The 22,828-nt window shown below is 72.5% G+C and carries 22 protein-coding genes; 10 read left to right on the top strand and 12 right to left on the bottom strand.

Features of this window, described 5'->3' with window-relative positions:
• Window positions 1-33: 33 nt before the first annotated feature.
• Both ACERM0_RS04450 and ACERM0_RS04445 read right to left on the bottom strand, forming a co-directional pair.
• Complete coding sequence (locus ACERM0_RS04450; protein ID WP_373677309.1) at window positions 34-1,197, bottom strand: GNAT family N-acetyltransferase; 1,164 nt, start codon at window positions 1,195-1,197, stop codon at window positions 34-36.
• 82 nt (window positions 1,198-1,279) lie between these two features.
• Window positions 1,280-1,900: an LON peptidase substrate-binding domain-containing protein gene (locus ACERM0_RS04445; protein ID WP_373677308.1), complete on the bottom strand. Its 621-nt coding sequence runs from the start codon at window positions 1,898-1,900 to the stop codon at window positions 1,280-1,282.
• A gap of 173 nt (window positions 1,901-2,073) precedes the next feature.
• On the opposite strand from ACERM0_RS04445, the gene ACERM0_RS04440 reads away from it, so the two are divergent.
• Both ACERM0_RS04440 and ACERM0_RS04435 read left to right on the top strand, forming a co-directional pair.
• Entirely contained in the window at window positions 2,074-2,373 is a 300-nt protein-coding gene (locus ACERM0_RS04440) for a 4a-hydroxytetrahydrobiopterin dehydratase (protein WP_373677307.1), read from the top strand.
• A 57-nt stretch (window positions 2,374-2,430) separates the two neighbouring features.
• Window positions 2,431-3,192, top strand: coding sequence for an SDR family oxidoreductase (locus ACERM0_RS04435; protein ID WP_373677306.1), 762 nt, complete (start codon window positions 2,431-2,433; stop codon window positions 3,190-3,192).
• Between the two features lie 38 nt (window positions 3,193-3,230).
• Here ACERM0_RS04435 and ACERM0_RS04430 read toward each other — a convergent pair whose 3' ends face one another.
• A complete protein-coding gene (locus ACERM0_RS04430) occupies window positions 3,231-4,100 on the bottom strand; it encodes a hypothetical protein (protein ID WP_373677305.1) in 870 nt (289 codons plus the stop codon).
• Window positions 4,101-4,177: 77 nt separating this feature from the next.
• Between ACERM0_RS04430 and ACERM0_RS04425 the strand changes: the two genes are divergently transcribed.
• Together ACERM0_RS04425 and ACERM0_RS04420 are read left to right on the top strand one after the other, a co-directional pair.
• Window positions 4,178-5,032 carry an alpha/beta fold hydrolase gene (locus tag ACERM0_RS04425; RefSeq protein WP_373677304.1) on the top strand — a complete coding sequence of 285 codons (855 nt, stop codon included), beginning with the start codon at window positions 4,178-4,180 and terminating at the stop codon, window positions 5,030-5,032.
• Window positions 5,033-5,045: 13 nt separating this feature from the next.
• Entirely contained in the window at window positions 5,046-5,771 is a 726-nt protein-coding gene (locus tag ACERM0_RS04420; RefSeq protein WP_373677303.1) for an SDR family NAD(P)-dependent oxidoreductase, read from the top strand.
• Window positions 5,772-5,780: 9 nt separating this feature from the next.
• On the opposite strand, the gene ACERM0_RS04415 is transcribed toward ACERM0_RS04420, so the two are convergent.
• A complete protein-coding gene (locus ACERM0_RS04415) occupies window positions 5,781-8,192 on the bottom strand; it encodes a transglycosylase domain-containing protein (protein ID WP_373677302.1) in 2,412 nt (803 codons plus the stop codon).
• A 238-nt stretch (window positions 8,193-8,430) separates the two neighbouring features.
• Window positions 8,431-10,314, bottom strand: a complete 1,884-nt coding sequence (locus tag ACERM0_RS04410; protein WP_373677301.1) for an acyl-CoA dehydrogenase — start codon at window positions 10,312-10,314, stop codon at window positions 8,431-8,433.
• A gap of 204 nt (window positions 10,315-10,518) precedes the next feature.
• On the opposite strand from ACERM0_RS04410, the gene ACERM0_RS04405 reads away from it, so the two are divergent.
• The 4 genes from ACERM0_RS04405 to ACERM0_RS04390 all read left to right on the top strand — a co-directional run bounded on the left by ACERM0_RS04405 (window position 10,519) and on the right by ACERM0_RS04390 (window position 14,635).
• The gene (locus ACERM0_RS04405; protein ID WP_373677300.1) at window positions 10,519-11,076 is read left to right on the top strand and encodes a TetR/AcrR family transcriptional regulator; all 558 of its coding nucleotides are present in this window, start codon (window positions 10,519-10,521) and stop codon (window positions 11,074-11,076) included.
• 98 nt (window positions 11,077-11,174) lie between these two features.
• A complete protein-coding gene (locus tag ACERM0_RS04400) occupies window positions 11,175-12,494 on the top strand; it encodes a hemolysin family protein (protein WP_373677299.1) in 1,320 nt (439 codons plus the stop codon).
• On the top strand, window positions 12,491-13,954 hold the full coding sequence (locus tag ACERM0_RS04395; RefSeq protein WP_373677298.1) for a hemolysin family protein: 1,464 nt from the start codon (window positions 12,491-12,493) through the stop codon (window positions 13,952-13,954). Before ACERM0_RS04400 ends, ACERM0_RS04395 begins: the two co-directional genes overlap by 4 nt.
• Window positions 13,955-13,987: 33 nt before the next feature.
• Window positions 13,988-14,635 carry a PaaI family thioesterase gene (locus tag ACERM0_RS04390; RefSeq protein WP_373677297.1) on the top strand — a complete coding sequence of 216 codons (648 nt, stop codon included), beginning with the start codon at window positions 13,988-13,990 and terminating at the stop codon, window positions 14,633-14,635.
• Between the two features lie 27 nt (window positions 14,636-14,662).
• Here the strand turns inward: ACERM0_RS04390 and ACERM0_RS04385 are convergent, their stop codons facing one another.
• Entirely contained in the window at window positions 14,663-15,574 is a 912-nt protein-coding gene (locus tag ACERM0_RS04385; protein ID WP_373677296.1) for a hypothetical protein, read from the bottom strand.
• Window positions 15,575-15,789: 215 nt separating this feature from the next.
• On the opposite strand from ACERM0_RS04385, the gene ACERM0_RS04380 reads away from it, so the two are divergent.
• Both ACERM0_RS04380 and ACERM0_RS04375 read left to right on the top strand, forming a co-directional pair.
• Window positions 15,790-16,179 carry a hypothetical protein gene (locus ACERM0_RS04380; protein WP_373677295.1) on the top strand — a complete coding sequence of 130 codons (390 nt, stop codon included), beginning with the start codon at window positions 15,790-15,792 and terminating at the stop codon, window positions 16,177-16,179.
• Between the two features lie 34 nt (window positions 16,180-16,213).
• Complete coding sequence (locus ACERM0_RS04375) at window positions 16,214-16,672, top strand: DUF6544 family protein (protein WP_373677294.1); 459 nt, start codon at window positions 16,214-16,216, stop codon at window positions 16,670-16,672.
• 49 nt (window positions 16,673-16,721) lie between these two features.
• Here the strand turns inward: ACERM0_RS04375 and ACERM0_RS04370 are convergent, their stop codons facing one another.
• From ACERM0_RS04370 to ACERM0_RS04345, 6 genes are all read right to left on the bottom strand, one after another.
• Window positions 16,722-17,591, bottom strand: a complete 870-nt coding sequence (locus tag ACERM0_RS04370; RefSeq protein WP_373677293.1) for a polymer-forming cytoskeletal protein — start codon at window positions 17,589-17,591, stop codon at window positions 16,722-16,724.
• Window positions 17,588-18,856 (bottom strand): MFS transporter, encoded by a 1,269-nt coding sequence (locus tag ACERM0_RS04365; RefSeq protein WP_373677292.1) that lies wholly within the window; start codon window positions 18,854-18,856, stop codon window positions 17,588-17,590. The genes ACERM0_RS04370 and ACERM0_RS04365 overlap by 4 nt, the downstream gene beginning before the upstream one ends.
• A 157-nt stretch (window positions 18,857-19,013) precedes the next feature.
• Window positions 19,014-19,889: a type II CAAX prenyl endopeptidase Rce1 family protein gene (locus ACERM0_RS04360; RefSeq protein ID WP_373677291.1), complete on the bottom strand. Its 876-nt coding sequence runs from the start codon at window positions 19,887-19,889 to the stop codon at window positions 19,014-19,016.
• Window positions 19,886-20,554, bottom strand: a complete 669-nt coding sequence (locus ACERM0_RS04355; RefSeq protein WP_373677290.1) for a hypothetical protein — start codon at window positions 20,552-20,554, stop codon at window positions 19,886-19,888. Before ACERM0_RS04355 ends, ACERM0_RS04360 begins: the two co-directional genes overlap by 4 nt.
• Window positions 20,555-20,733: 179 nt before the next feature.
• Window positions 20,734-21,930: a metal ABC transporter substrate-binding protein gene (locus ACERM0_RS04350; protein WP_373677289.1), complete on the bottom strand. Its 1,197-nt coding sequence runs from the start codon at window positions 21,928-21,930 to the stop codon at window positions 20,734-20,736.
• Between the two features lie 38 nt (window positions 21,931-21,968).
• Complete coding sequence (locus tag ACERM0_RS04345) at window positions 21,969-22,826, bottom strand: metal ABC transporter permease (protein ID WP_373677288.1); 858 nt, start codon at window positions 22,824-22,826, stop codon at window positions 21,969-21,971.
• Window positions 22,827-22,828: the final 2 nt, after the last annotated feature.

The following is a 22,828-nucleotide window of genomic DNA, read 5'->3' as shown; positions in this document are numbered from 1 at the left end:
GCTTCCCTCGCACGGGAGCGGGGCCGTTCGCGGTCAGTGGGCCCAGGCGTCGGCGAACCAGGGCAGTTCGCTGGGCGCCGGACCCGGCGGCGGGAAGCGGTCGGCCGCCTCGTCGGTGAGGTCGAGCGTGAAGACCACGCCGGGACCGGCCGGGAACATGACATCCAGGTCGGGCCGGCGCACGAAGCCGGCGCGCTCGTACATCCGGTGGGCGCGGGTCATCCACACCATGGAGGAGATGAACAGTCGGTGGCGGCGTTGCTCGCCGGCGCGCTGCACGCAGGCCTCGACCAGCCGGGGTCCGATCCCGCGGCCCTGCACGTCCGGGTCGACGGCCAGAACCCGGAACCCGGCGTCGCCATGCGCCGGCTCCGGGCCCTCCCACTCGGCGTCGCCGGGGACCACGTAGGTCACCGTGCCGACCACCTCGCCCTCGTACTCCGCCACCAGCAGCGCCGATGCCCGGTCCAGCCGCTGCAGCGGTTCCGCGAGGAACGCCCGGTAGGGCCCCTCGATGGACCCGAACCGGTCGTAGGCCTCGAGCGTCAACCGTCCGACCCGCGGTGCCTCGGACCGCCGCATCCCGCGGACGCGGACCTCGCCGGGGCCGCGCGACGCCTTCGTCGCCACGAACACGCGGTGATGGACCTCTCGCGCCGGTGCCGAGCCGACCGCGTCGTCGATCCCGGAGAGGGTGTCGATCACGTCCACGGCGAAGCCCCGGTCCGCGAACCAGCCCAGCGGCTCGCCCCGCCCGGCGGTGCCGGGGCCGGTGAAGTCGTCGTCGCCGGCGTTGCCGACGAGCACGATGGGGCCGCCGCGGCGGACGACACGGTGCAGTTCCGCCAGCCCGCGCGAGGGGTCGAGCACCGACGGGCGGAAGTACGCCCAGGCGGCATAGGCGCCGTCGAGACTGCCATCGGCGAAGGGCAGGGCGCCGGTTCGACCGCGGAGCCAGGTGACGTCGCGGTGGCGACGCTCGGTCGGGGCGGCACGGGCTTCCATGGCGACGACTTGGCGACCGCGCTCGGCCAGGCGGACTGCGGTGGCGCCGTCACCGGCGCCGACGTCGAGCACGGTCGCGTCGCGGGGGAGCAGGGCGTCGAGACGGTCGAGGACGCGCCCCGGGCGGTCCATCCGACGCCGGAACGCGTACGGCTCGGACCCGTTCGCGCCGTGGAAGGTGACGAGGGACAACGCGCAGCATCCTGGAAGCGATCGCGGAGCCCGGAACCTACCGGCCGTGCCCGACGGACCGGAAGGCGTGGACGAACGCCGGTCACTCGTCGCCGCGCAGCTGCCAGGCGAGCGACTCCTCGAGGTCGACGAGCATCCCGTCGAGTAGCTGCATGCGCTCGAGACCGGCGTCGGTCTCCAGGATGCGCTGCGCGTCGAGGGGCGTGAGCGGTGCCACGACGGCCACCTGCCAGCAGCCGACGTCCGGATCGTCGGACAACTCCACCGTCGGCGGGACGCCGTCCTGGCCGAGCTCGAGCTGCATGGCCAGCACACGGCGCAGGCGGGGGGTCAGCGTGTCACGCAGCGCCACCGCCGGCGCCGTCGCGCGCTCCTCCTCCAGCTCGGTCACCTCGGCCAGCGGGTAGGGCGCGTCCGGCAGCCATCGCTCCACGCGGACGCGGCGCGTACCGATCGTGATGACGAGCCAGCGTCCGTCGTCCAGCTCCTCGGCCTCCAGGACCCGCGCGACCGTGCCGAGGGCGTAGCGTTCGTCGCCGCCGCCGACCTCGTGTCCACGCTGGATCAGGACCACGCCGAACTCGCGGTCGCCGGCCATGATCTGGCGCATGAGCTCGCGGTAGCGGGGCTCGAAGACGTGCAGCGGTAGCACCATGTGCGGCAGCAGGACGGTTCCCAACGGGAACATCGGCAGCGTGCGCACGCGGTCACCTGGCGTCGGGGTCGCAGGGAATTCGTCGCCACACACGACGCGGGTCGCTCACGCACGCGTCTGCGCGGGCACGGGGGCCGGGGTCGCGGGCAGCAGCCGCGGCAGCCTAGTGGTCGGCCGTCCGATTCTGGCGGGGCGTGCGGCCAGGTGGTATCACGTGCGTCATGAGCCTTCTGGATGCGGAGGCCGTCGACCGTGGCCTGGCGGCCCTCGACGGTTGGGAACGTGATGGCGACGCCATCGTGCGGCGTCTGCGGTTCGCGGACTTCCGCGCCGCGATCGACTTCGTCGGCCGGGTCGCGGACCTCGCCGACGCGGCCGACCACCATCCCGATCTGTTCAACTCGTACCGGCGGGTCGAGGTGCGGCTGACCAGCCACGACGCCGGGGGCATCACCCGCCGCGACCTCGATCTCGCGGAACGCATCGACGGCGTGGTCGGGGAGGGGGCCGAACCCGCGTGAGCGGGTCGGTGCCCGCCGAGGTGTAGCGTCGCGCGCCCACGAGAGGGAGGAGCGCGCGTGCGGATCGGGGTCGACGGTCGGGTCGCGTTGGTCACCGGCGCCAGCCGCGGCATCGGGGAGGCGGTGGTCCGGCACCTGCTGGACGCCGGTGTGGTCGGTGTGGTCGTCACCGGACGCAAGGCCGAGACCCTGGAGCCGCTGGCGGCCGACCTGGGCGACCGGGTCGTCCCGGTGGTCGGCAACGTGGCCGATCCCGACCACGCGGAAGCCGCCGTCGCCACGGCGGTGGACCGGTTCGGCAGCTGCGACCTGCTGGTGAACAACGCCGGGACGAACCCGGGCGCCGGGCCGCTCATGGACGTGCAGATGGGCGCGGTCGACAAGACCTGGGAGATCAACCTGCGCGCGCCGCTGGTGTGGTCGCGCGCCGCCTGGCACGGCTCCATGCGCGAGCGCGGCGGCGCCATCGTCAACATCGGCTCGGTCGGTGGCCTGCGGCCGAGCCCGGTGATCGGGGCCTACAACGTCTCGAAGGCCGGGCTGCACCACCTGACCCACCAGCTGGCCCTGGAACTCGCCCCCGACGTCCGGGTCAACGCGGTCGCGGCCGCGGTCGTGAAGACCCGCCTGTCACGGCTGCTGTGGTCGGCCGACGAGGAGGCCGCGGCCAAGGCCCACCCGCTGCAGCGTCTGGGCACCCCCGACGACGTGGCGCGGGCCGTGCTGTTCCTCCTGTCCGACGCGTCGTCGTGGATCACCGGCGTCGTGCTGCCCGTCGACGGCGGTGCCACCGGGGCGTCCGCCGGCCTGCCCGGCTGACACCACGCTCGCGTCGGCGAGCACGGCGGCCGAGCCCCTCAGCGTTCCGGCGGCGGGGCCACCTCGACCGGTCGCGGCTGGGGCACGTCGAGGCAGCCGTGTGCCGCACCGACCGCCGCCAGTCCCGCCCGGTCTCCAGGACCGAACGCGACCGGCCCGGCACCGGGATGGATGGCCATCAACTCGGTCGGGTCGTCGACGTGGGCGAGGCCGACCAGATGGGCCAGTTCGTGCAGCAGCGTCGCCCCCCAGGAATCCGCCCGGTCCTCGAAGCCCGGCCGCAGGTCGTCGCGGTGGGCGTTGAGGACGACCTGACCGGTCACGTACACCCGCTGGCCCGGCTCACCGACGGCCACGGGCACGGCCAGGCCCCGGTCGATGTCCCGCAGCGACACGCCGTTCTCGTGCGGCTCGGCCCAGGCCACCAACACCGGCGCCCACCGCTGGCCGTAGCGCTCGGGCTGATAGGCGGCCCGGTCGGCCGCCGGCCGCTCGTCGGTGTCGTCCACGACGCGCAACGACAAGCCGGTGTGGGCCGCCACCTCCGCGAGCGCCCGTTCGAGATCGGCCGCGGCGCCGGAGGGGGCGCCCTCCGGGTTGACGACCACCTCGACGTCGCTGCACGGGTCCCAGCGGATGGGGGCGCCGTCCTCGTTGCGCTCCCAGACGGCGTAGCCGTCGCCGGCCTCGACCGGCCCGCCGTGATGCGGCGCGTCGACGACGGCGTCGCCGGTGGGGGAGGGCACCGACGTCGGCAGCCCGCGCGAGATGCCGACCCCGACCACGCCCGCGGCGACGACGATCGCCAACACGACCAGTCCGACCACCGCGCCGACCCGTGGGCCCCGGGCGGGGCGCGCGTCGTCGCGGGGTGGCGTCGGCGGTGCCGGGGCTGGCTGGTCGGTCACGATGGGCCGGACGGTACCGCCACTAGGGTCGCGGCCGTCCGTCCGGCGGGCGGGCGGTCCCACGGCGAGGGGTACGCATGGAGTTGCGATGGGTGGACGCCGACGGTGTCCGCGCTCCGGTCCTCACCTTCGGTCCACCGGCGGCACCGCCGGCCGTGCTGGTGCCCGGCCTCAGCGACGGACTGGCGCCGGTGACGCTGCCGGCGACGCAGGCGCTCATGCGCGACGCGCCGCTGCCGATGCGTCACTTCCGGTGCCTCGTGGTCTCCTATGCGGACCGGCCGACCGACGCCGACGCACCGACCACGGCCGGCCTCGCACGCGAGGTCGCCGCCGTCCTGGACGCGGTGACCGACCAGCCGGCGTGGCTGTTCGCGCATTCGATGGGTGCCATGGTCGCCCAGCACCTCGCAGCCACGCGTCCCGACCTGGTCGCCGGCCTGGTGCTGTCGGCCACCTGCGCACGCGCCGATGCCCGCCTGCGGCGTGGTCTGCAGGACTGGCAGGCCGCGGTCGAGGCGCGCGACTGGCACCGGTTCGCCCGCGCGGCGGTGGCGACGTCGTTCACCGGTTTGGAGCGCTCGCGCCGACGGTTGCTGCTGCGGCTCTCCAGCCCGCCGGGCCATCCCGACGACCGGGTCGCCCGCCACGTCGCACTGACCGCTGCGGCGGTGACGCACGACGCCCGGGAGCAGGTGCTCTCGATCCGCTGTCCGACGCTGGTGCTGGCCGGCGAGCACGATCCGCTGTGCCCACCGGAACGCGGCCGCGAGCTGGCCGCCGCGATCCCCGACGCCACCTTCGAGGTGTTCGACGGGCTCGCCCACGGCTTCCCCGAGCAGGCACCGGGTCGGTTCGCCCGACGCGTGCTGGCCTTCCTCGACGCCCACGGCGCCCAGCCGGACCCGACCGCAGATCCCGCCGTCAGCTGAGGAAGGCCGCACCGTGGACCATCTCGTCGTCGTCACCGGCGCGTCGGCCGGTCTTGGGGCCGCGTTGCTGGCGGCCGCCCCGGCCGGCGCCCACCGCGTCGACGTCTCCCGTTCCGGCCGCGCGCCGGAGGGCGGTTCGCACCTCGCGCTCGACCTCGCCGAGCCAGCCGCCTGGCCGGTGTTCGGCCAGGCGTTCGCGCGGCTGGTCTCGGAACGCGACTGGGACCGGATCACGGTCGTCCACAACGCCGGCACGCTGCAGCCCATCGGCTTCGCCGGCGAGGTCGACACCGACGCCTACACCCGCAACGTGCTGCTCAACAGTGCGGCCGGGCAGGTACTCGGCCACCTCGTCCTGCAGGCGGTCCGTGACCGCGACGCGCGCCGCGAGTTGCTGCTGATCTCGTCCGGAGCCGCGACCAACCCGCGCGCCGGCTGGTCGTCGTACGGCGCCGCAAAGGCGGCCGGCGACCAGTGGGTACGGGCGGTCGGCGAGGAACAGGCCGAGCGTGGTGGCGTGCGGGTGCTGTCCGTGGCACCCGGCGTGGTCGCCACCGCCATGCAGGCCCACATCCGCGCCACCGACGCCAGCGACTTCCCCGGCGTGGAGCGCTTCCAGGCCCTCCACGACGCGGGCGAGCTGCTCGACCCCGACGACGTCGCCCGGCGGCTGTGGGACGTCCTGGACGATCCCGACGTGCCGACCGGGGCCGTGCTGGACCTGCGCGACCGGGCCTGACGTCGCGCGTCAGGCGTCGGCGTCGGCGTCCTCGGTCTCCTCCGGCTCGGTCGGGCCCGGGACCGGCAGCTCCTCGGTGGGCTGCGGTTCGGGCTCGGGCTCCTCGGTCTCCGTGGGTTCGGGCTCCGGCTCCTCGGTCGGCTCGGGCTCGGGTTCCTCGGTCTCCGTCGGCTCCGGTTCCGGCTCGGGCTCCGGGTTCTGTTCGACGCACGGCTGGCCGTTGGCGTTGGTGATGTCGCTGATGACGTCCGGCATCGGGTCGGCGTCGCCCGACGGCGGGTCCGCGAACACGTAGCCCGGCGGGCACTCGGGTTCCGGTTCGGGCTCCGGGTTCTGTTCGACGCACGGCTGGCCGTCGGCATTCGTGATGTCGCTGATGACGTCCGGCATCGGGTCGGCGTCACCCGACGGCGGGTCCGCGAAGGCGTAGCCGGACGGGCACTCGGGCACCTCCTCGTTGAGTACCTCGAGGTCCAGGTCCGGTGGCGTGAAGTCGAGGACCTCCAGCCCCTCGACCGCCTGCGCCATGTACTGCCCCCACACCGGTGCGGCCAGACCACCACCGGTCGCATCGCCCTCGATCGGGGAGTTGTCCGCGTTGCCGAGCCACACCGAGGTGGCCAGCTGCGGCACGTAGCCCACGAACCAGGCGTCCTGGCTGTTCTGGGTGGTGCCGGTCTTGCCGGCTGCGGGACGCCCGATCTGGGCCGCCTGCCCGGAGCCGCGCTCGACCACGCCCCGCAGCCCCTGGGTGACGGCGCGGGCCACCTCGACGTCGACGTCGGGCTGCCCGTTGGTGGGCGCCTCGTAGACGACGGTGCCCTCCGCGGTCTCCACCCGTGTCACCAGGTGCGGGCGCACGTGGGTGCCCTCGGCGGCGTAGGTGCCGAACGCGCCGGCCATCTCCAGGGGGGTGAACGAGTGCACCCCCAGCGTCAGCGAGCGCACCGGCGACATCGTGTCGCGGCGCACCAGTTCGCCCTCCTCGCTGACCTCGCGGGCGACCGGCAGACCGGCGCGGCGGGCGGCGTCGATCACGCGCTCGCGACCGGCCTCCTCCTGCATCTGGTAGTAGACGGTGTTGGTCGACGAGGCGGTGGCCTCCAGGACCGTCTGCTCGCCGTAGCCGTTGCCGCCGAAGTTGCGGATAAGCACCGGCTCGTCGTCGTCCGGCTCGGAGATGTCCAGCTCGGCGGGCGCCGGGAAGCGTGACTCGGGGTCGTTGCCGGCCTCGACGAACGCCTGCAGCGTGAAGGCCTTGAACGTCGAGCCGACCTGGCGGGCCGACCGGTAGGCGTCGTTGCGCTGCTGCTGGGCGAAGTCCGGGCCGCCGACCAGCGCCAGCACGCCGCCGGTGGCCGGGTCGAGGGTCACGATCGCGCCGGTGTCGGTCGGGCCGTCCGCGACCGCGTCGGTGAGCGTCGTCTGGGCCAGCTCCTGCAAGCGCGGGTCGAGCTCCGTATGGACCCGATAGCCACGGAACAGCTCGCCGCCCTCGAACTCCGTGATGTTGGCCAGCTCGCGGCGGACACCGTCGAGGAAGTAGGCGTTGGGCCCGAGGTCCTGGCTGCGGCGCTCGAGGACGTCCGGCAGGCCTGCGGCCGCGACCTCGTCGTGGGTCGCCTGGTCGATCCAGCCCTTCTCGAGCATGCCGGCCAGCGACACCCGCCGGCGGGCGTCGGCACGTTCGGGGTTCTCCAGCGGGTCGAAGTTCTCCGGCGACGCGATGACCCCGGCCAGCGTCGCCGACTGGTTCAGCGTCAACTCGCTGGCGGGCACGTCGAAGTAGCTGCGCGCCGCGGCCTGGATCCCCCAGGCACCCCGCCCCCAGTAGATGGTGTTGAGGTAGAACTCGAGGATCTCGTCCTTCTCGTACGCCTGCTCGAGCTTGATCGCGAGCGCGGCCTCCTGCACCTTGCGGGTGTAGGTCTGGTCGGCCCCGACGGCGGCGTTCTTGATGTACTGCTGCGTGACCGTCGAGCCGCCCTGTTGGACCGATCCGGCGCGGACGTTCGTGAACAGGGCGCGGGCCACGCCGGTGGCCGACACGCCGTGGTGCTCGTAGAAGTCGCGGTCCTCGACGCCCAGGACGGCCTGCCCGACGTGTTCGGGCAGGTCCCCGATCCCGACGTCCTCGCGCGAGGCCTGGTCGGGTCCGGCGAAACCACCCACCTCCTCGCCGTTGCGGTCGTAGACCACCGAGGCGTTGGCGGCGATGTCCTCGGGCAGCGGCACGCGCGAGAAGACGAGGTAGAAGACGAGCAGCGCCAGCGCGCCCAGCAGGAGCGCGGGCAGCACCAGCAGGATCACCCACCAGCGCTTGAACCACGGCTTCTTCTGGCGCGGCGCGGGGCGCCGACCACGCGGGGTCGCGCCCCGCGCGGCCGTGGTCTTGCGCGACGGCGTGGAACGAGTGGCCACGGGGCGTCAGGTCCTTCGTGAGGCACCGTGGCGGTCCGCGACGGTGGCGACGGGGGACGGTACCGAATCACGCCGCACCGGACGGCGAAGAGCGACCGGGGGGCCAGCCGGAGCGCGGCTCGGGCGGAAAGGGTCGCGGCCCGTTCCCTGGGAGCGTGGAACGGGCCGCGGATTGCTGATGCCCCCGTGTTGCGTCCTGGGCGGGAGCGGCCCAGGGACGGGTCACCAGCAAGCAGGGTCAGAATGCGGTCTCGGGCAGCTCCATCAGCCAGCCGTCCTCGTCGTGGGCCTTCTGCCGGCGCACCGCGATCTTCGGCGGCACGGTGCGCAGGAACCAGCGGGCCGAGGCGACCTTGCCGGTGTAGAAGTCGGTGTCGCCGTCGGCGGCGGGCCCTCCGTGGGCGCCCGCCACCCCGGCGTCGAGCTTGTCCTGTGCCACCTCGGCCTGGCGCAGCAGCAACCAGCCGATGACGACCTCGGCGAGGGAGTACAGGAACTCGGTGGTGTTCAAGCCGGTCTTGTAGATCTCCGTGCGCTTGCTCTCATCCATCGACGCCATTGCGTGCTGCACAAGCACTCCGAGGTGCTGTTGTGCGTCGTCGAGCGCCTTGCCGAGCTGCTCGCGCTCGGTCGCGAACGGGTCGTCGTCACGGCCGCCCTTGACCAGTTCGCGGACCTGGTCGGCCAGCCACGTCAGCGTCGACCCCTGGTCGCGGACGATCTTGCGGAACAGCAGATCCAGCGCCTGGATCGCCGTCGTGCCCTCGTAGAGGGTGTCGATCTTGGCGTCGCGGATGTACTGCTCGATTGGGTAGTCCTGCGTGAAGCCGGACCCGCCGAAGGTCTGCAGCGACAGCGCCAACAGCTCGTAGGCCTTCTCCGAGCAGTAGCCCTTGACCAGCGGCAGCAGCAGGTCCTCGCGGGCGATCCAGCGGGCGTGCTCCTCGGCGTCGTCGGCGTGCAGCTGGGCCTGGTCCTGGACCCAGCCCGCGTACATGACCAGGGCGCGCATGCCCTCGGCGTGGGCCTTCTGCTCGATCAGCATGCGGCGCACGTCCGGGTGCTTGATGATCTCCACCTTCGGCGCCGACTTGTCCGTCATCAGCGTCAGATCGGCACCTTGCTGGCGGAGCTTGGCGTACGCCAGCGCGTTGAGGTAGCCGGTCGACAGCGTCGCCATCGCCTTGGTGCCCACCATCATGCGGGCGTACTCGATGACGAGGAACATCTGGCGGATGCCGTCGTGGACGTCGCCGGCCAGGTAGCCCACGCACGGGGTCCCGTCCTGGCCCAGCGACAGCTCGCAGGTCGCCGAGCCCTTGATGCCCATCTTCTTCTCGATGTTGGACACCCGGACACCGTTGCGCTCACCGAGATTGCCGTCGGCGTCCACGTGCCGCTTGGGCACGATGAACAGCGACAGGCCCTTGGTGCCGGGGCCGGCGCCCTCGGGACGGGCCAGCACCAGGTGGACGGTGTTCTCGTGGGTCTGCGCGTCGGCCGACGTGATGAAGCGCTTGATGCCCTCGAGGTGGTAGACGGCACCGAGGTCGTCGGGGCCGCTGTCCTCCACCTTGACCGCCCGGGTGGTGCCGGCGCCGACGTCCGAGCCGGCGTCGGGCTCGGTGAGGACCATGGTGCCGCCCCAGCAGCGTTCGATCATGGGCCGGGCGAAACGGGCCTTCTGGCCCTCCGTGCCGACCTGGTCGACGATCGCGCCCATCAGTGCCCCGATCGGCCACAGCATCGCCGTGGCGTGTCCACCGGCGAGCAGCTCCGAGGCCGCCCACCGGATCGTCGGGGGAGCGCCGAAGCCGCCGAGGTGGGTCGGCAGCGGCAGCAGGTGCCAGCCGGCCTCGTAGAAGGCCCGCAGCGCCTGGTCGAGCTCCTCGGGGATCGTGATGTCGCCCTCGGGCGACAGCTCGAGCGGCGTACGGTCGGCGGGGACGAAGGAATCGGCCCAGATCGACTCGCGGGTGAAGCGCTCGAGCTCACCGAGCAGCATGCGGGCCTGGTCGGCGTCCACGGCCGCGAACGGGCCGGTGCCGAAGTAGTCCTCCGCGCCGAGCACCTCGTAGAGGTTGAACTCGATGTCGCGCAGGTTGCTCTTGTAATGGCTCACCGGACCGCCTCCCTGTCGTGCCCGAGAACTCCCCGTCGCCGGGGAGCGCACCCTCCCGTCGCACGGGAGGTGACGCCTCACTTGGAGCGTCTGCTACATATTGGAGTGTTCATTCCACTTCTGCAAGTCTGGCGATCGGATCGGCCCGTCGGGGCAGTACGGTCCGCACGCCGACACGACGACGACAACGAGCGAGGAGCCGAGGTGGCGCGCTACCGGGTGGGCCTGGAGACGCGCGAGCGGATCCTGGACGCCACGCGGCGCCTGGTCTCGGAGCTGGGTGTCGAGGGGGTCACCCTCAAGGCCATCACCGACGAGGCCACGGTCGGCGCCGGCAGCTTCTACAACCTGTTCGACTCCAAGGAAGCCGCCATCTTCGAGGTGGTGCACGAGGCCATCGAAGCGGTCGACCCGGACCCGGCCGGCGCGGGCACCGACACGCTCGACGAGTTGGTGGACGCCTTCGTGGCCTTCATCACCGACGCGGGGCCGATCGCCCGCATCTATCTGCAGTTGGCCCTCGGACGTGGGCTGACCGACGAGGCCATCGGGGCGCGGACCCTGCGCAGCCACCGCCGCCGCGTCGAGCGCTTCGCCGACGCCTGGCAGCGCGAGGATCCCTCGCTGTCCGAGGCCCAGGCCCGCGCGCTCGCGGAGACCCTGCTCGCCGGGCTGACGGGCCTCGGCATCACGTCGCTGCTCGACCCCGACTTCGACATGCGCGCCCATGCCCGACGACTGCTCGAGCAGGTCGACCACTGACCGGGGCCCACGGCCGCTAGCCTGAGCGGCGTGGACGACCCCAGCCATCCCCGCCCCTACGTGGCGACCCATCTCGACCCGCGCCCGGCGGCCTGCCGGTGAACGGTGCGCTCGCCCTGTTGCTCGTCGCCGCGCTGATCGCGGCCAACGGGCTGTTCGTCGCCGTCGAGTTCGCACTCGTGTCGCTGCGACGGCCGATCGTGGAGGAGCGGGCCGAGGCGGGTGACCGTCGCGCGCGGGCGGTGGTGCGCGAACTGTCGCACCTGTCGTTCGCGCTGTCCTCGGCGCAGTTCGGCATCACCGCCACCTCGCTGATCCTCGGCTACGTCGCCGAGCAGGCGATCGGCGACACGATCATCCGGCCGCTGCTCGACGCCGTCGGGATCCCGCAGTCGGCGGCGCTGGGACTGTCCGTGGCCGCGGCCTTCCTTCTGTCCACGATCGCGCAGATGGTGCTGGGGGAGCTGTTCCCGAAGAACCTCGCCATCTCCCGCCCGCTCGGCGTGGCGATCGCCGTCGCACCGATCACACGCGTCTTCGGCATCGTGCTCGGTCCCGTGATCCGGATCTTCGACCGCGCCGCCGAGTTCGTGACGCGCCGGGTCTTCCGCGTGGACACCCCCTCGGAGCTGGAGGGCGGCCACTCCCTGGACGAACTCGCGCGGATCATCTCGGCCTCGGGCGCGGAGGGCAGCCTGTCCATCGAGCAGACGGAGCTGCTGCGCCGCGCGGTGGGGCTCGGCGACATCCGGGTCGGCGAGGTGATGGTCCCGCGCCCCGACGTCGTGTGGCTGTCCGGGGACGACACGCTCGCGGACCTGCGCCAGCAGGCCCGCCGCACCGGGCACAGCCGCTTCCCGGTCCACACCGGCAACGAGGACGACGTGCTCGGCACCGTGCACGTGAAGGACCTGTTGGCGGTGCCGTTGGACGGCCACGCCACCACCCCGGTCACCCGGGTCGTCGCGCCCGTGCTGGCCGTCCCGGAGAGCGAACCGCTCCGGCGGCTGATCACCGACCTGCGCCGCGAGCAGCGCACCTTCGCCCTGGTCATCGACGAGTACGGCGGCACCGCCGGCATCGTCACGGTCGAGGACGTGCTGGAACAGCTCGTCGGCGACATCGAGGACGAGTTCGACCGCAACGGTCACGACGTGCGTCGGGTCGGCGCCGGCCGCCACCTCGTGAAGGGCTCGCTGCGCATCGAGCGGCTGGACGAGCTGTTCGGCGTGTCGGTCCCCGACGGCGAGTACGAGACCGTCGCCGGGTTCGTCCTCGACCGGCTCGGGCACATCCCCGAGCCGGGGGAGCGGGTCCAGCTCGACGGCTGGGAGCTGACCGTCACGCGGGTCGAGGCGGTGCGTATCACGGAGCTGGCGCTGCGGCGCCTGCCCGAGGACGCGGCGGTGCCCCGATGACCCCACTGGCCGCGTCGCTCGCCACGGCCTCGATGCCGCTGGCCGTCGACGTCTCCGCCGTCGCCGACAGCCCCGTCAACCTGTGGGCGATCCTGCTCGGCGTGCTGCTGCTGCTCGCCAACGGCGCGTTCGTGGCGGCCGAGATCTCGCTGCTGGCAGCCCGCCGCACGCGCATCGAGGAGGCCGCCGAGGCCGGTGACGCCCGCGCCGGCCGCGCCCTCAAGGCGCTCACCGAGCTGTCCGTCACCTTCAGCGGGGCGCAGCTGGGCATCACGATGTGTTCGCTGGCGCTGGGTGCGGTGGCCGAACCTGCGGTCGCGGCGCTGCTGGTGCGCTGGCTGGGCGTCACGGCGCTGCCGAGCGGGCTCATCCCGGCCGTCGCGCTCGTCATCACGCTCTCCATCGTCGTGTTCCTGCACATGGTCATCGGCGAGATGGCGCCGAAGAACCTCGCGCTGGCACGGGCCGAAGCGGTCGCGCTCCGGCTCGCCCGCCCCTTCGGCTGGTTCGTGACCGCGCTGCGACCGCTGATCCTGCTGCTGAACGGGCTCGCGAACGCGTTGGTGCGCGCGGTCAAGGTCCGTCCCGTGGACGAGCACAAGCTGGTGCACACCCCCGACGAGTTGTCGTTGGCGCTGGCCGAGTCGCGGCAGCTGGGCACCATCAGCCAGCAGGACGCCCGGGTGATGGATGCCGCGCTCGGCCTGGCACAGATCGACGCCGAGGCCGCGATGACGCCGCGGGTCGACCTCGCGGCCCTGCCGGACACGGCGACGCTGCCCGAGGTGCTCACCCTGGCGGCCGAGACCGGCCACACCCGCATCCCCGTCTACCACGACGACATCGACCACGTCGTGGGCCTGGTCCACGTCAAGGACGTGCTCATCCGCGAGGACGCCGAGCTGGTCGCGCTCACGGTCGCCGACCTGCTGCGGCCGATCCCGGCCGTGCCCGAGTCCCGGGATCTCGAGCAGCTGCTGCGCGACATGCTCGACGAGCGCAGCCACGCGGTGCTGGTGGTGGACGAGTTCGGCGGCACCGCCGGCATGCTCACCCTCGAGGACGTCATCGAGGAGCTGGTCGGCGAGATCGCCGACGAGTTCGACGCCGAACAGCACGCCCGACGCCACGACGAGCGGCTGTGGGTCGTGCCGGGGACCATGCGCCGTGACGAGTTGGAGCGGTTGACGGGCCTGGAGCTCGGTGGCGACGCGGAGACGATCTCCGGCGCGGTCGTCGAACAGCTGGGACGTCTGCTGGTGCGTGGCGACCGTCTGCGGACCGACGACGGGTGGCAGTTGACCGTGCTCAGCCTCGAGGGTCGCCGCGCCGGGGAGATCGAGGTGCGCGCGCCGGAGCAGGTGGCCGGCGCCGCCGCCCACGACGGGGCCGCCCACGACGAGGCCGGTCACGCAGAGGCCGGCCACGCCGACGGCGGCTCCGGCGGGGCCGGCAACTAGTCTCGGTCCGCCCCGAGGTTGCGAGGAGCCGCCGTGTCCCAGACCGACACCGACGCCGACGTCCGGGCGCGCGCCGCCGCGGCGCTGCGGCGCCTCGGTCACGCGCTGATGGGGCACGAGGCCGACGAGGAACTGCTCGAGCGCGTCGCCGTGACCGCGGACCGGGTCGCCGCCGACCTCGAACGGCAGCCACCGCGTCAGCGGGACCTGCTGGAGCTCAAGCGACGCATGTTCGACATCGAGGTGCCCGACGGCGGCACCGTCGTCCACTTCGACGAGTGCTTCGTCTCCGGGCCGTGGAACCCGATGGGCATCGCGATCGAGGTCCACCGCGAAGGCGACGAGGCGGTCGCCGAGGTGGAGCTCGGCGCCGCCTTCGAGGGTGCACCGGACCGCTCGCACGGGGGCATCGTCGCGGCCATCTTCGACGACGTGCTCGGCTACCTGCTGACCCTACGGCAGGAGCCCGGCTTCACCGGGGAGCTGACCGTCCGCTACCTGGCGCCCACGCCGATCGGGCAGCGCCTGCGGTTCCGGGGGCGCGTCGAGCAGCGCGACGGCCGCAAGCTGCTGACCTCCGCCGAGGCGCGGGTGATCGATCCCGACGGCGGCGAGGGCGACGCGGTCGCCACCGCCCGCGCGACCTTCGTCGTGATCGACCTCACCCGCTTCCGCTCCTGACCTGCGACGTCGCGCCTGTCAGGCGGGTCAGCACCAGATCGACGGCCGGAGCCACGCCCGATCGGGCTGGCTCATTCGGCGGGCGAAGAGCACGAGCCACGCGACGCTGGCCATGACCACGACCGACCAGATGATCGGCTCGCCGGGGTCGACCGGCTGTCCCGACGCGGCGACGAACGCGTTCATCGACAGCAGCGCCAGGCCGAGGGTGAGGGTCTTGACCAGCAGCATCGCCGCGAGTACGGGCGCCACGGTGTGGCGCCCCAACAGCAGCACCCCGGTGATGGCCAGCAGCGGGAGCACGATCGCGAGATCGAGGACGTGCACGATGCTGGGGATGTCGTAGGCGAACAGGTCCTCGGGGATCCCACCCGGCCAGACCGAGAGGATGGCCCAGAGCCACAGCGCGGCGAACAGGGTGGCGAGCGCGATGAAGAACCAGGCCAGGCCACGGCGGGGCAGGTTCTCGAAGGCGCGACCCACGGTGGTCGCGTCCAGCCGTACCAGTCCGTCGACCAGCCCGTAGGTCCCCAGGCCGATGCCGGCGATGTACAGCAGCAGCGCATCGTTGTAGGGCGCGACGACGTACATCAGGTAGGTGTAGGGGACGTAGAGGCAAACGGCGAGCCAGACGATGTGGCCGCCGAGCCTGCCGGCGTGTGCGCGGACGCCGCCCCACACGAGCGCGACGGCGGCGAGCAGGTTCACCACGTCCTGCCCCCGCAGTGTCTCGGGCAGGGTGGGCCGCACGCCCTCCGGGGCGGGGTAGGCACCGTCGACGAACAGGCCGTAGAGCCCCGCGGCGACGATGACGGCCGCGAGCGCGAAGGTGTACGCGAGCGGGAGCGGTCGCCCGTCACGATCGACCGCCTGCCCCTGGTCGCGCGCCGCTGTGGTGACGCCCCGCGCATCCGAGCCTGACGTCTCCTGCGCTCGCACCACCGCCTCCTCCGTCGAGGCCGAGCGGCTCCTCGGCCGAAGCACAGGCTCGCACGAGCGCTCCGCACGCTCCCAGAGGAGGAGGTCCTCGGCCGGGGCCGGAGGTCCCGAGGATCGGTCACCTACCGCCCCTGGCCGGGATGTCCGCGTCGGCGCAACGTCGTACGGCAGCGAGCCGCCCACGGCCGACCGTCAGGGTCGGAGAGGACCAGAAGATGGCGACCGAGCTCCATCTCGAGCGTCGAGACTCCACGCCCTGGCCACCACCTGCTCGGAGACGCCGCCGAGCGGTGCGGCTCGCCGCCTCCACCTTCAGCAGTGTCCTGCTCCTCGGTGCCATCGGCTGGGCGGGTCTGCACCTCGAGCCCGACCCGTTCCCGTCGGCCGGGGTCACCTCGGCACCGGTCTCGCACCTCCCGATCCCTGGCGGCCTGCCCGAACCGGTCGACCGCTTCTACCGGACGCTCTACGGAAACCAGATCCCCGTCGTGGAGACGGTGGTGATCAGCGGACGCGGACACCCGAGGATCGCTGGCATCACGTTCCCGGCCCGCTTCCGGTTCAGCCACGTCGCGGGACGGTCGTACGCCACCACATCGAGCTGACCTGGTTCCGCCGCGGCGTGCTGCAGGTGGACGAGTGGTTCCTGGACGGACACGCGAAGCTCGACCTGCCGTTCGGGGTCGTGGAGGGGCCCAACACCGACCAGGGCGCGAACCTCGCGCTGTGGGCGGAAGCCGTCTGGTTCCCCGCGATCTGGCTGACCGATGCTCGGCGCGGTGGGAGCCCGTGGACACGACCTCGGCGCGGCTCATCGTGCCCTTCGGCGACGACACCGAGGTCCTGACGGTGACCTTCGACCCGGGAACGGGGCTGCTCGAACGTATGGAGTCGATGCGGTTCAAGGACGAGACGGACGATGCGAAGGTGCTCTGGACGAACCAGGCCCAGGACTGGGACGAGCTGGGCGGCATGCCGGTCCCGCTGCGTACGGCGGTGACGTGGGCGGACGAAGGCACGCCCTGGGCACGTCTCCGGACCGAGGGGATCGTCATCGACGCCGACCTGGACCGCTCCATCGAGCAGGCAGGTCCCTGAGCATGCTCCGGCGCTGAGCGAGCCTTCGACGGCGAGAGCCGCTTCCAGGTCACGAGTCGTCGGGGAACCGCGCCGGGGTGAACGGGGCCAGGCCGAAGTAGGTGAGCAGGACGGCGCCCAGCCCGCTGGCCAGCAGCGCGCCGACCGCGAGGTCGCCGACGAGCGGGATGGCGCCCGCGAGCTGCAAGGCTGCCATGACCGCCACGACCCCGAGCGCGGTGGCCGGGACCGGGCCGACCCCGGGCAGCCACCGGCCGACCAGGAAGCCGAGGGCGATGACGCCGTAGCCGAGCGCGACGAGGCCGGCGCCCAGTCCGAGCAGACTGACCGGGATCAGCAGCAGGGTGAAGGCCATGAACACGAACAGCGAGATGGCGGTCACGGCCACGAGCACGCCGACCGTGACGCACACCAGCGGATGGCCGGCGATGGCCGCACGGACGTTGTCGAGGGTGCGTGGAGTACGGCGTGCCTGGCGAGCCCCGACCAGCGCGAGCAGCCCCGTGGCCACCAGGACCGGGAGCAGCCGGGCGGCCGGGTCCGGGTCGGCCGCGGTCAGCGGGACTGCGGCACGGCGGCCAACGGCGGCGTTCGCATCGATCTCGAGGCTGCCGGCGACGTGCTGGAGGGTGCCGGTGACCCGACCACCCGGCTCGATGGTGAGCCGGCCGCCGAGCTGGGTGACATCGCCGTCGACGGTGCCGGCGATCCGGGTGTGTCCACCGATCACGTGGACCGGCCCGCCGATCTCGGTGTCGGCCGGAACCGTCACCTGCGCGTCGACGGCGATCACCGCGCCGTCGACGCCGACGGTCTCGTGCTGTCCGGCCAGCAGCAGCTGCACCGACTGCGGGTCGTCGCCGCCGGTGGTGAGCAGCAGCAGGGAGAGGACCAGCATCACGAGGGCATCGAGGCTCATGGGGCTCCTTGCCGGGCGAGCACGGCCATGCGCCGCACGTAGAAGACCGCGGGAAGGGTGAACAGGGCGAGCAGGGCCAACGCGTTGACGTGGACGAGGTGATCGAGCAGCGTCACGCCGGCGGCCTCGGAGTACAGGGCCAGGGCGGTGCTGAGAAACGACGCGAGCCACCCCGCTACGCCGACACCGATGGCCGTGCGCACCCCGATCGTGGCCGGCGTGGCGTGATCGGGCCACAACGCGAAGTTCACCGTGGTGTAGAAGCTGACCGCCAGGACGTAGAACAGCGGCATCGTCAACGGCGGCGGTGCGTCACCGCTGACCCGCAGCCCGAAGGTGGCCAGCAGGTGGGTGAACGCGAACAGCCCGACGATCCACAGCAGCAGCCAGCGGCGTCCGAAGTTGGTGTAGAGCACACCGGCTGCCAACGCGCCGACGACGTGGGAGACGGCGATGAACAGCCGTACCCCGACGTCGGGGGACTGCCAGGAGGCGGCCATGATCGTGGGCGTCTCGATGATGCGCAGGAACCCGAGGCTGTCGATGAAGAACACGAGGAACATCACCGCCACCAACCCGAAGAACGTCAGGCTGGCGGTACGCACGGGTCGCGGCCGGCAGTACCGGCCGGTGCCGAACCGGCGATGCTGGCCGGCCAGCGCGTCGAGGAACGCGAACCGTCGCCACGACAGCACGGCAAGGACGACCACCGCCGGGGCCATGGCGGCCGACACGACGACGGCGAACTCCTCGATGCGCCACTCGAACGGATACAGCGCGGCGAGGAAGAACGAGAGTCCGGCCACGACCGCGGCGACATAGCCGCGGTCCCGTACCGGGACGAAGTCGACCATGGTGGAGAACATCACCGGGATCCCCACCCCCAGCGGGAGGGAACACACCAGCACCCACACCAGCAGCCCGGCCGCCGAACTGATCGACGGTGCGACGACGGTCAACGCCAGCTGCACGGTCAGCACCGCGAGCAGCAACCGGATCTTGACGTGCAGGTCGGCGCCCCACCCGCGCCGGTCCATCACCACTCCGGCGGCCAGCGCCACCGCCAGCGTCACCAGCGCCAGCACCGCCATCACCATCGAGACGTCCTGGCGCGTCATCCCGATCAGACGGGTGCCCAGGTCCACCAGCCCCAGCTGCACGAACGTCAGGTTGTAGTAGTAGCCAGCCGCCATCGCCGCGACATAGAACAGATAGCCGACGACCGGCACCCAGTCGCGCTCACGCACGTACACGAACAGCTGCATCACCCTCAACCGCGCCGGGGTCGCTTGCGCGCATGGTCACCGGCGACGGCGTTCGGCAGCCAGAGGCGAAGGCCACCCGCTCACCCGGCACCTGTCCTGGAACGCGACGCGAGCAACGCGAGCCGGACGCATCCGTCCGCTGCCTGGCGCCATAGGACTACTCGTCATCGACGGACGCGGACCGGGCCGGCTCGGACCCGCGCCGGCCGGCCACATCTAATTCCAGCCGTCCCCGCGTGGTCACGACGACGACCACGGTGGCCACGGTGACGACGAGGAACGCGACGACGTCACCCGTCGTGCTGCGCGGAACGAGCTCACCGGCGACGTTGAAACCCGCGTGGGCCAGGATCGGGACCAGGATGCTGCCCCTGGAACCGTTGGCCAGCCACAGGTAGAGCACGCCGAGCTGCACGAGTACGAGGTTGGTGAGCCAGAACCGCAACGATCCGAACTCGAGACCGTGCTGGTAGGAGCCATCGACGAAATAGAGAGGCAGATGCCAGAGCGCCCAGAGGGTCCCGATCCCCGTCGCGGCCAACAGCGGACGTGTCGTGGCCTGCCAGGCGTCCGACGCCGCGCCCCGCCAGCCCGGCTCCTCGACCAGGCCCGCCGCCAGCGCGAAGACGACCACGCCGGCGACGGCTTCGACACCGTGGTCGGGCACGGTCGCTGCCGTTCCGGTCACACGCGTCACGGCGGCGCCGACGAGCGCCGGTCCGGTCGCGACGGCCACGAGGGCGAGCCACCACGCGGCGGGGATCCGACGAGGATCCCAAACGCGCCGGAGGAACTCGCGCCGGTAGGACGGACCACGTCGCCGCACCACCCAGGACGCACCCGCGAGCGGTCCCAGGCCACCCGTCACGAACAGCAGCAGGACGGTCGGCTCACCGAACGACCCTCCGCTCGCGGCCGCGGCCCACCACAGCCCCCACGTCCAGAGGTACGTCAGGACGAAGTACTGCAGGACGGGGAGCGCCTCGCGGCGTCTCGCTCGTCGGGGACTGCTCGTTCCGACCGCTGCGCTCATGACCGCGCCTCCCGGTTGGTCGGCGGCGGTTCCGCGCCGCCGCTCGGGCTCCGCAGCGGAGGAGAGAAGGGTGTGGGGCGGCGGCGGGCGGCGATCAGGCCCGCGGACCAGCCGGGGGCGCGGCCGTGCACCGGTGGACGGATCGCCTCGAGGTCATGGCCGCTGCTCGCGAGGAGCCAGGCGATCAGCGAGTTCGAGTTCCACATGTCGCCGGTGCCCAGCTCGTCACGACCCCAGGTGAGCGCCGGGAACCTCGGTGCGAGCTCGAGGATCGCCTCCGCGTGGCGCCGGTCGGTGCTCACCGGTCGGGGGCTGTCGACCGCGTCCGCGGCGTCCGGGATGGTCCCGTCGCGCCAGCGCCGCACCTCGTAGCGAAACCACTTCGAGCGGCCGAGCCAGACCAGGCCGACCGGGCCCTCGACCACCACGCCGCGGTCCGGTTCCGCCCGGTCCCACGCGGGTGCGGACTCGATCACGTAGCGGGCCCCGTCGAGGTGCACCTCCAGGGCCGCGTGGTACAGGTCGCAGCGCGCCCGACGCTGCCGTGCGGCAACGACCGCTTCGTACAGCCGCCCGGTGTGCTTGACCACGTGGTCCCCGGCTCCCAGCGGAAGCCAGTACAGGTCGACCGCGGGTCCGGTGGTCGCAAACGGATCGGACGACATGAGCAAGCCCTCGCGCGGGCGGCGCGCCATGTGCTGATCGTGACGATGGCGATCGGCGGCAGGCAGGGCCGGACGGCACGTCCAGCGCAACGAACGACCCGGTCGACGCGCACGGGACCCGCCGTCCGAGACGGTTGGGATCCCGGCTCCTCTCGCCCGAAGGCGCGGACCACCGCGTGTCAGCCGTCGGTCAGGGCGGTGGGTTCGCCGCCGAGCGCCTCGACGATCGTGACGGCGTTGCGGCGCATCAGTTCGACGTAGGTGTGCTCGTCGCTGCCGGGCTCACCCGGCAGCTCGTCGTCGGCGAGGTCGCCGACGTAGGTCGCGCCGGTCTCCGCGGCGATCGTGTCCAGCACCCCGCTGGGGAAGACCTCGCTGCCGAACACCGCCGGCACGTCGTGCTCGCGGATCAGGTCGATGACGGCGCGGACGTCGCCGGCACTCGGCTCCGCGTAGTCCGACGGCTGCACCGCGGTGACGAGATCGAAGCCGTAGTCGCGTGCGAAGTAGCTCCACGCGTCGTGGTAGGCGACCAGGGTGCGCTGGTCGGCGGGGATGGTTCCGACGGCCGTCTGGATGCGGCGGTCGAGGTCGGCCAGCTCGACCTGCAGCTCCTCGGCACGCTCCTGGTACTCGTCGGCGTGGTCGGGGTCGAGGTCGGCGAAGACCCAGGCGATCTCCTCGACCAGCTCGGCGGCCAGGCGCACGCTGGTCCACACGTGCGGGTTCGGGCCGGCCTGCTGCTCGTCGTCGGTCGCGTCGTCGTCGTGGGTGTGGCCGTCGTCGTCGTGGGTGTGGCCGTCGTCGTCGTGGGTGTGGCCGGTGTCGTCACCGTGGCTGTGGCCGGTGTCGGCACCGTGGCTGTGGCCGTCCTCGCCGTGCACGTGGTCGTAGATCAGGCCGTCGCCGTCGATGCGCTCGCCGAGCAGGAGGAGTGGTGCCTCGTCGGGCAGGCTCGTCTCCGCCAGGGCGACGCTGGCCGGGTTCAGATCGAGGCCGATCCCGAAGAAGGCGTCGGCCTCGGACAGGCCGACCACGTCCTGCGGCCGTGGCTCGTAGGTGTGGGAGTCGGCGCCGGCCGGGACCAGCGTGTCGACCTCGACGCCCGGCCCGCCCACGCGCGCCACCAGGTCCGCGACCGGGGCGACGGTCGCGACGACCTGGAGGCGCACCTGCTCGGCGGTGTCCAGTTCCTGGTCGTTCGGCTCACCACCGTCGGCGTCGGGGCCGTCCGCTCCGCCGGGCGCGTCGGCCCCCGTGCCGGGCGACGGGGCGGCGCCATCCGGTGCGTCGGCGCCCGGCCCGCCGCAGGCCACGACGAGGAGTGCCAGCGCTGCCCCGATCGTCACGCCCGGCCACAGGCGGCGCTGCCGCATACCCCACGTCCTTTGTTGCGAATCATTCGCAACAGAAGCTACTGGGCCGTGCCACGGGCGGCAACCCGCGCCCGGCGGGTCCGCAGTCGGGCGGTCGCACTCGTCGCGGCGTACGCGACGCCGAACGCGAGCGCCCCCGTCAACACGATCGACGGGCCCGACGCGACGTTGGCGTGGAACGAGACGTACAGACCCGCGATCGCGGCGGCGACGCCCACGCCGACCGCGATTGCGAGCATGGTGCCGATCGAACGCGACACCAGCCGGGCCAGCGCCCCGGGGATCACGACGGCGGCCGCGATCAGCAGCACGCCGAGCACACGCACGCTGGCGACCACGACCGCGGCCGTGAGGAGGTTGAAGCCGAGCTCCACCCAGGTCGTCCGGACGCCGTGGACGCGACTGACCTGCGGGTCGAACGTCACGGCCACCAGCGTCTTCCAGCCGAGGAACAGCGCGCCCGCGAGCAGCACCCCGATGCCGCCGGCGACGGCGAGGTCCTGCGCGGCGACGCCGAGGATGTTGCCGAACAGCAGTGCCTCGAGGTTCACACGGACCGGCACGACCGACACGACCAGGATGCCCAGCGCGAAGATCGCGGTGGTGACGATGCCGATCGACGCGTCCGCGTGCAGGCCCCGCCGGCGCGACACGCGGTCGATGAGCAGGGCCGACAGCAGCGTCGCCGCCAGCGCGCCGAGGTACAGGTCGACGTCCAGCGCCACCGCGACGGCGACGCCCCCGAGCACGGCGTGTGCCAGCCCGTGGCCGATGTAGCTCATCCGCCGCAGCACGACGAAGATGCTCAGCGCGCCGCACAGGGCCCCGACCAGCACGCCGGCGACGGCGGCACGCGTGAAGAAGGCGTAGGCGAACGGCTCGGTGAGCACGTCCATGG

This window comes from Egicoccus sp. AB-alg2, assembly GCF_041821065.1.
In the GTDB taxonomy this organism is placed as follows: domain Bacteria; phylum Actinomycetota; class Nitriliruptoria; order Nitriliruptorales; family Nitriliruptoraceae; genus Egicoccus.
Note: the sequence above shows the minus strand (reverse complement) of the source record. Positions and strands in the feature narration are given on the sequence as shown.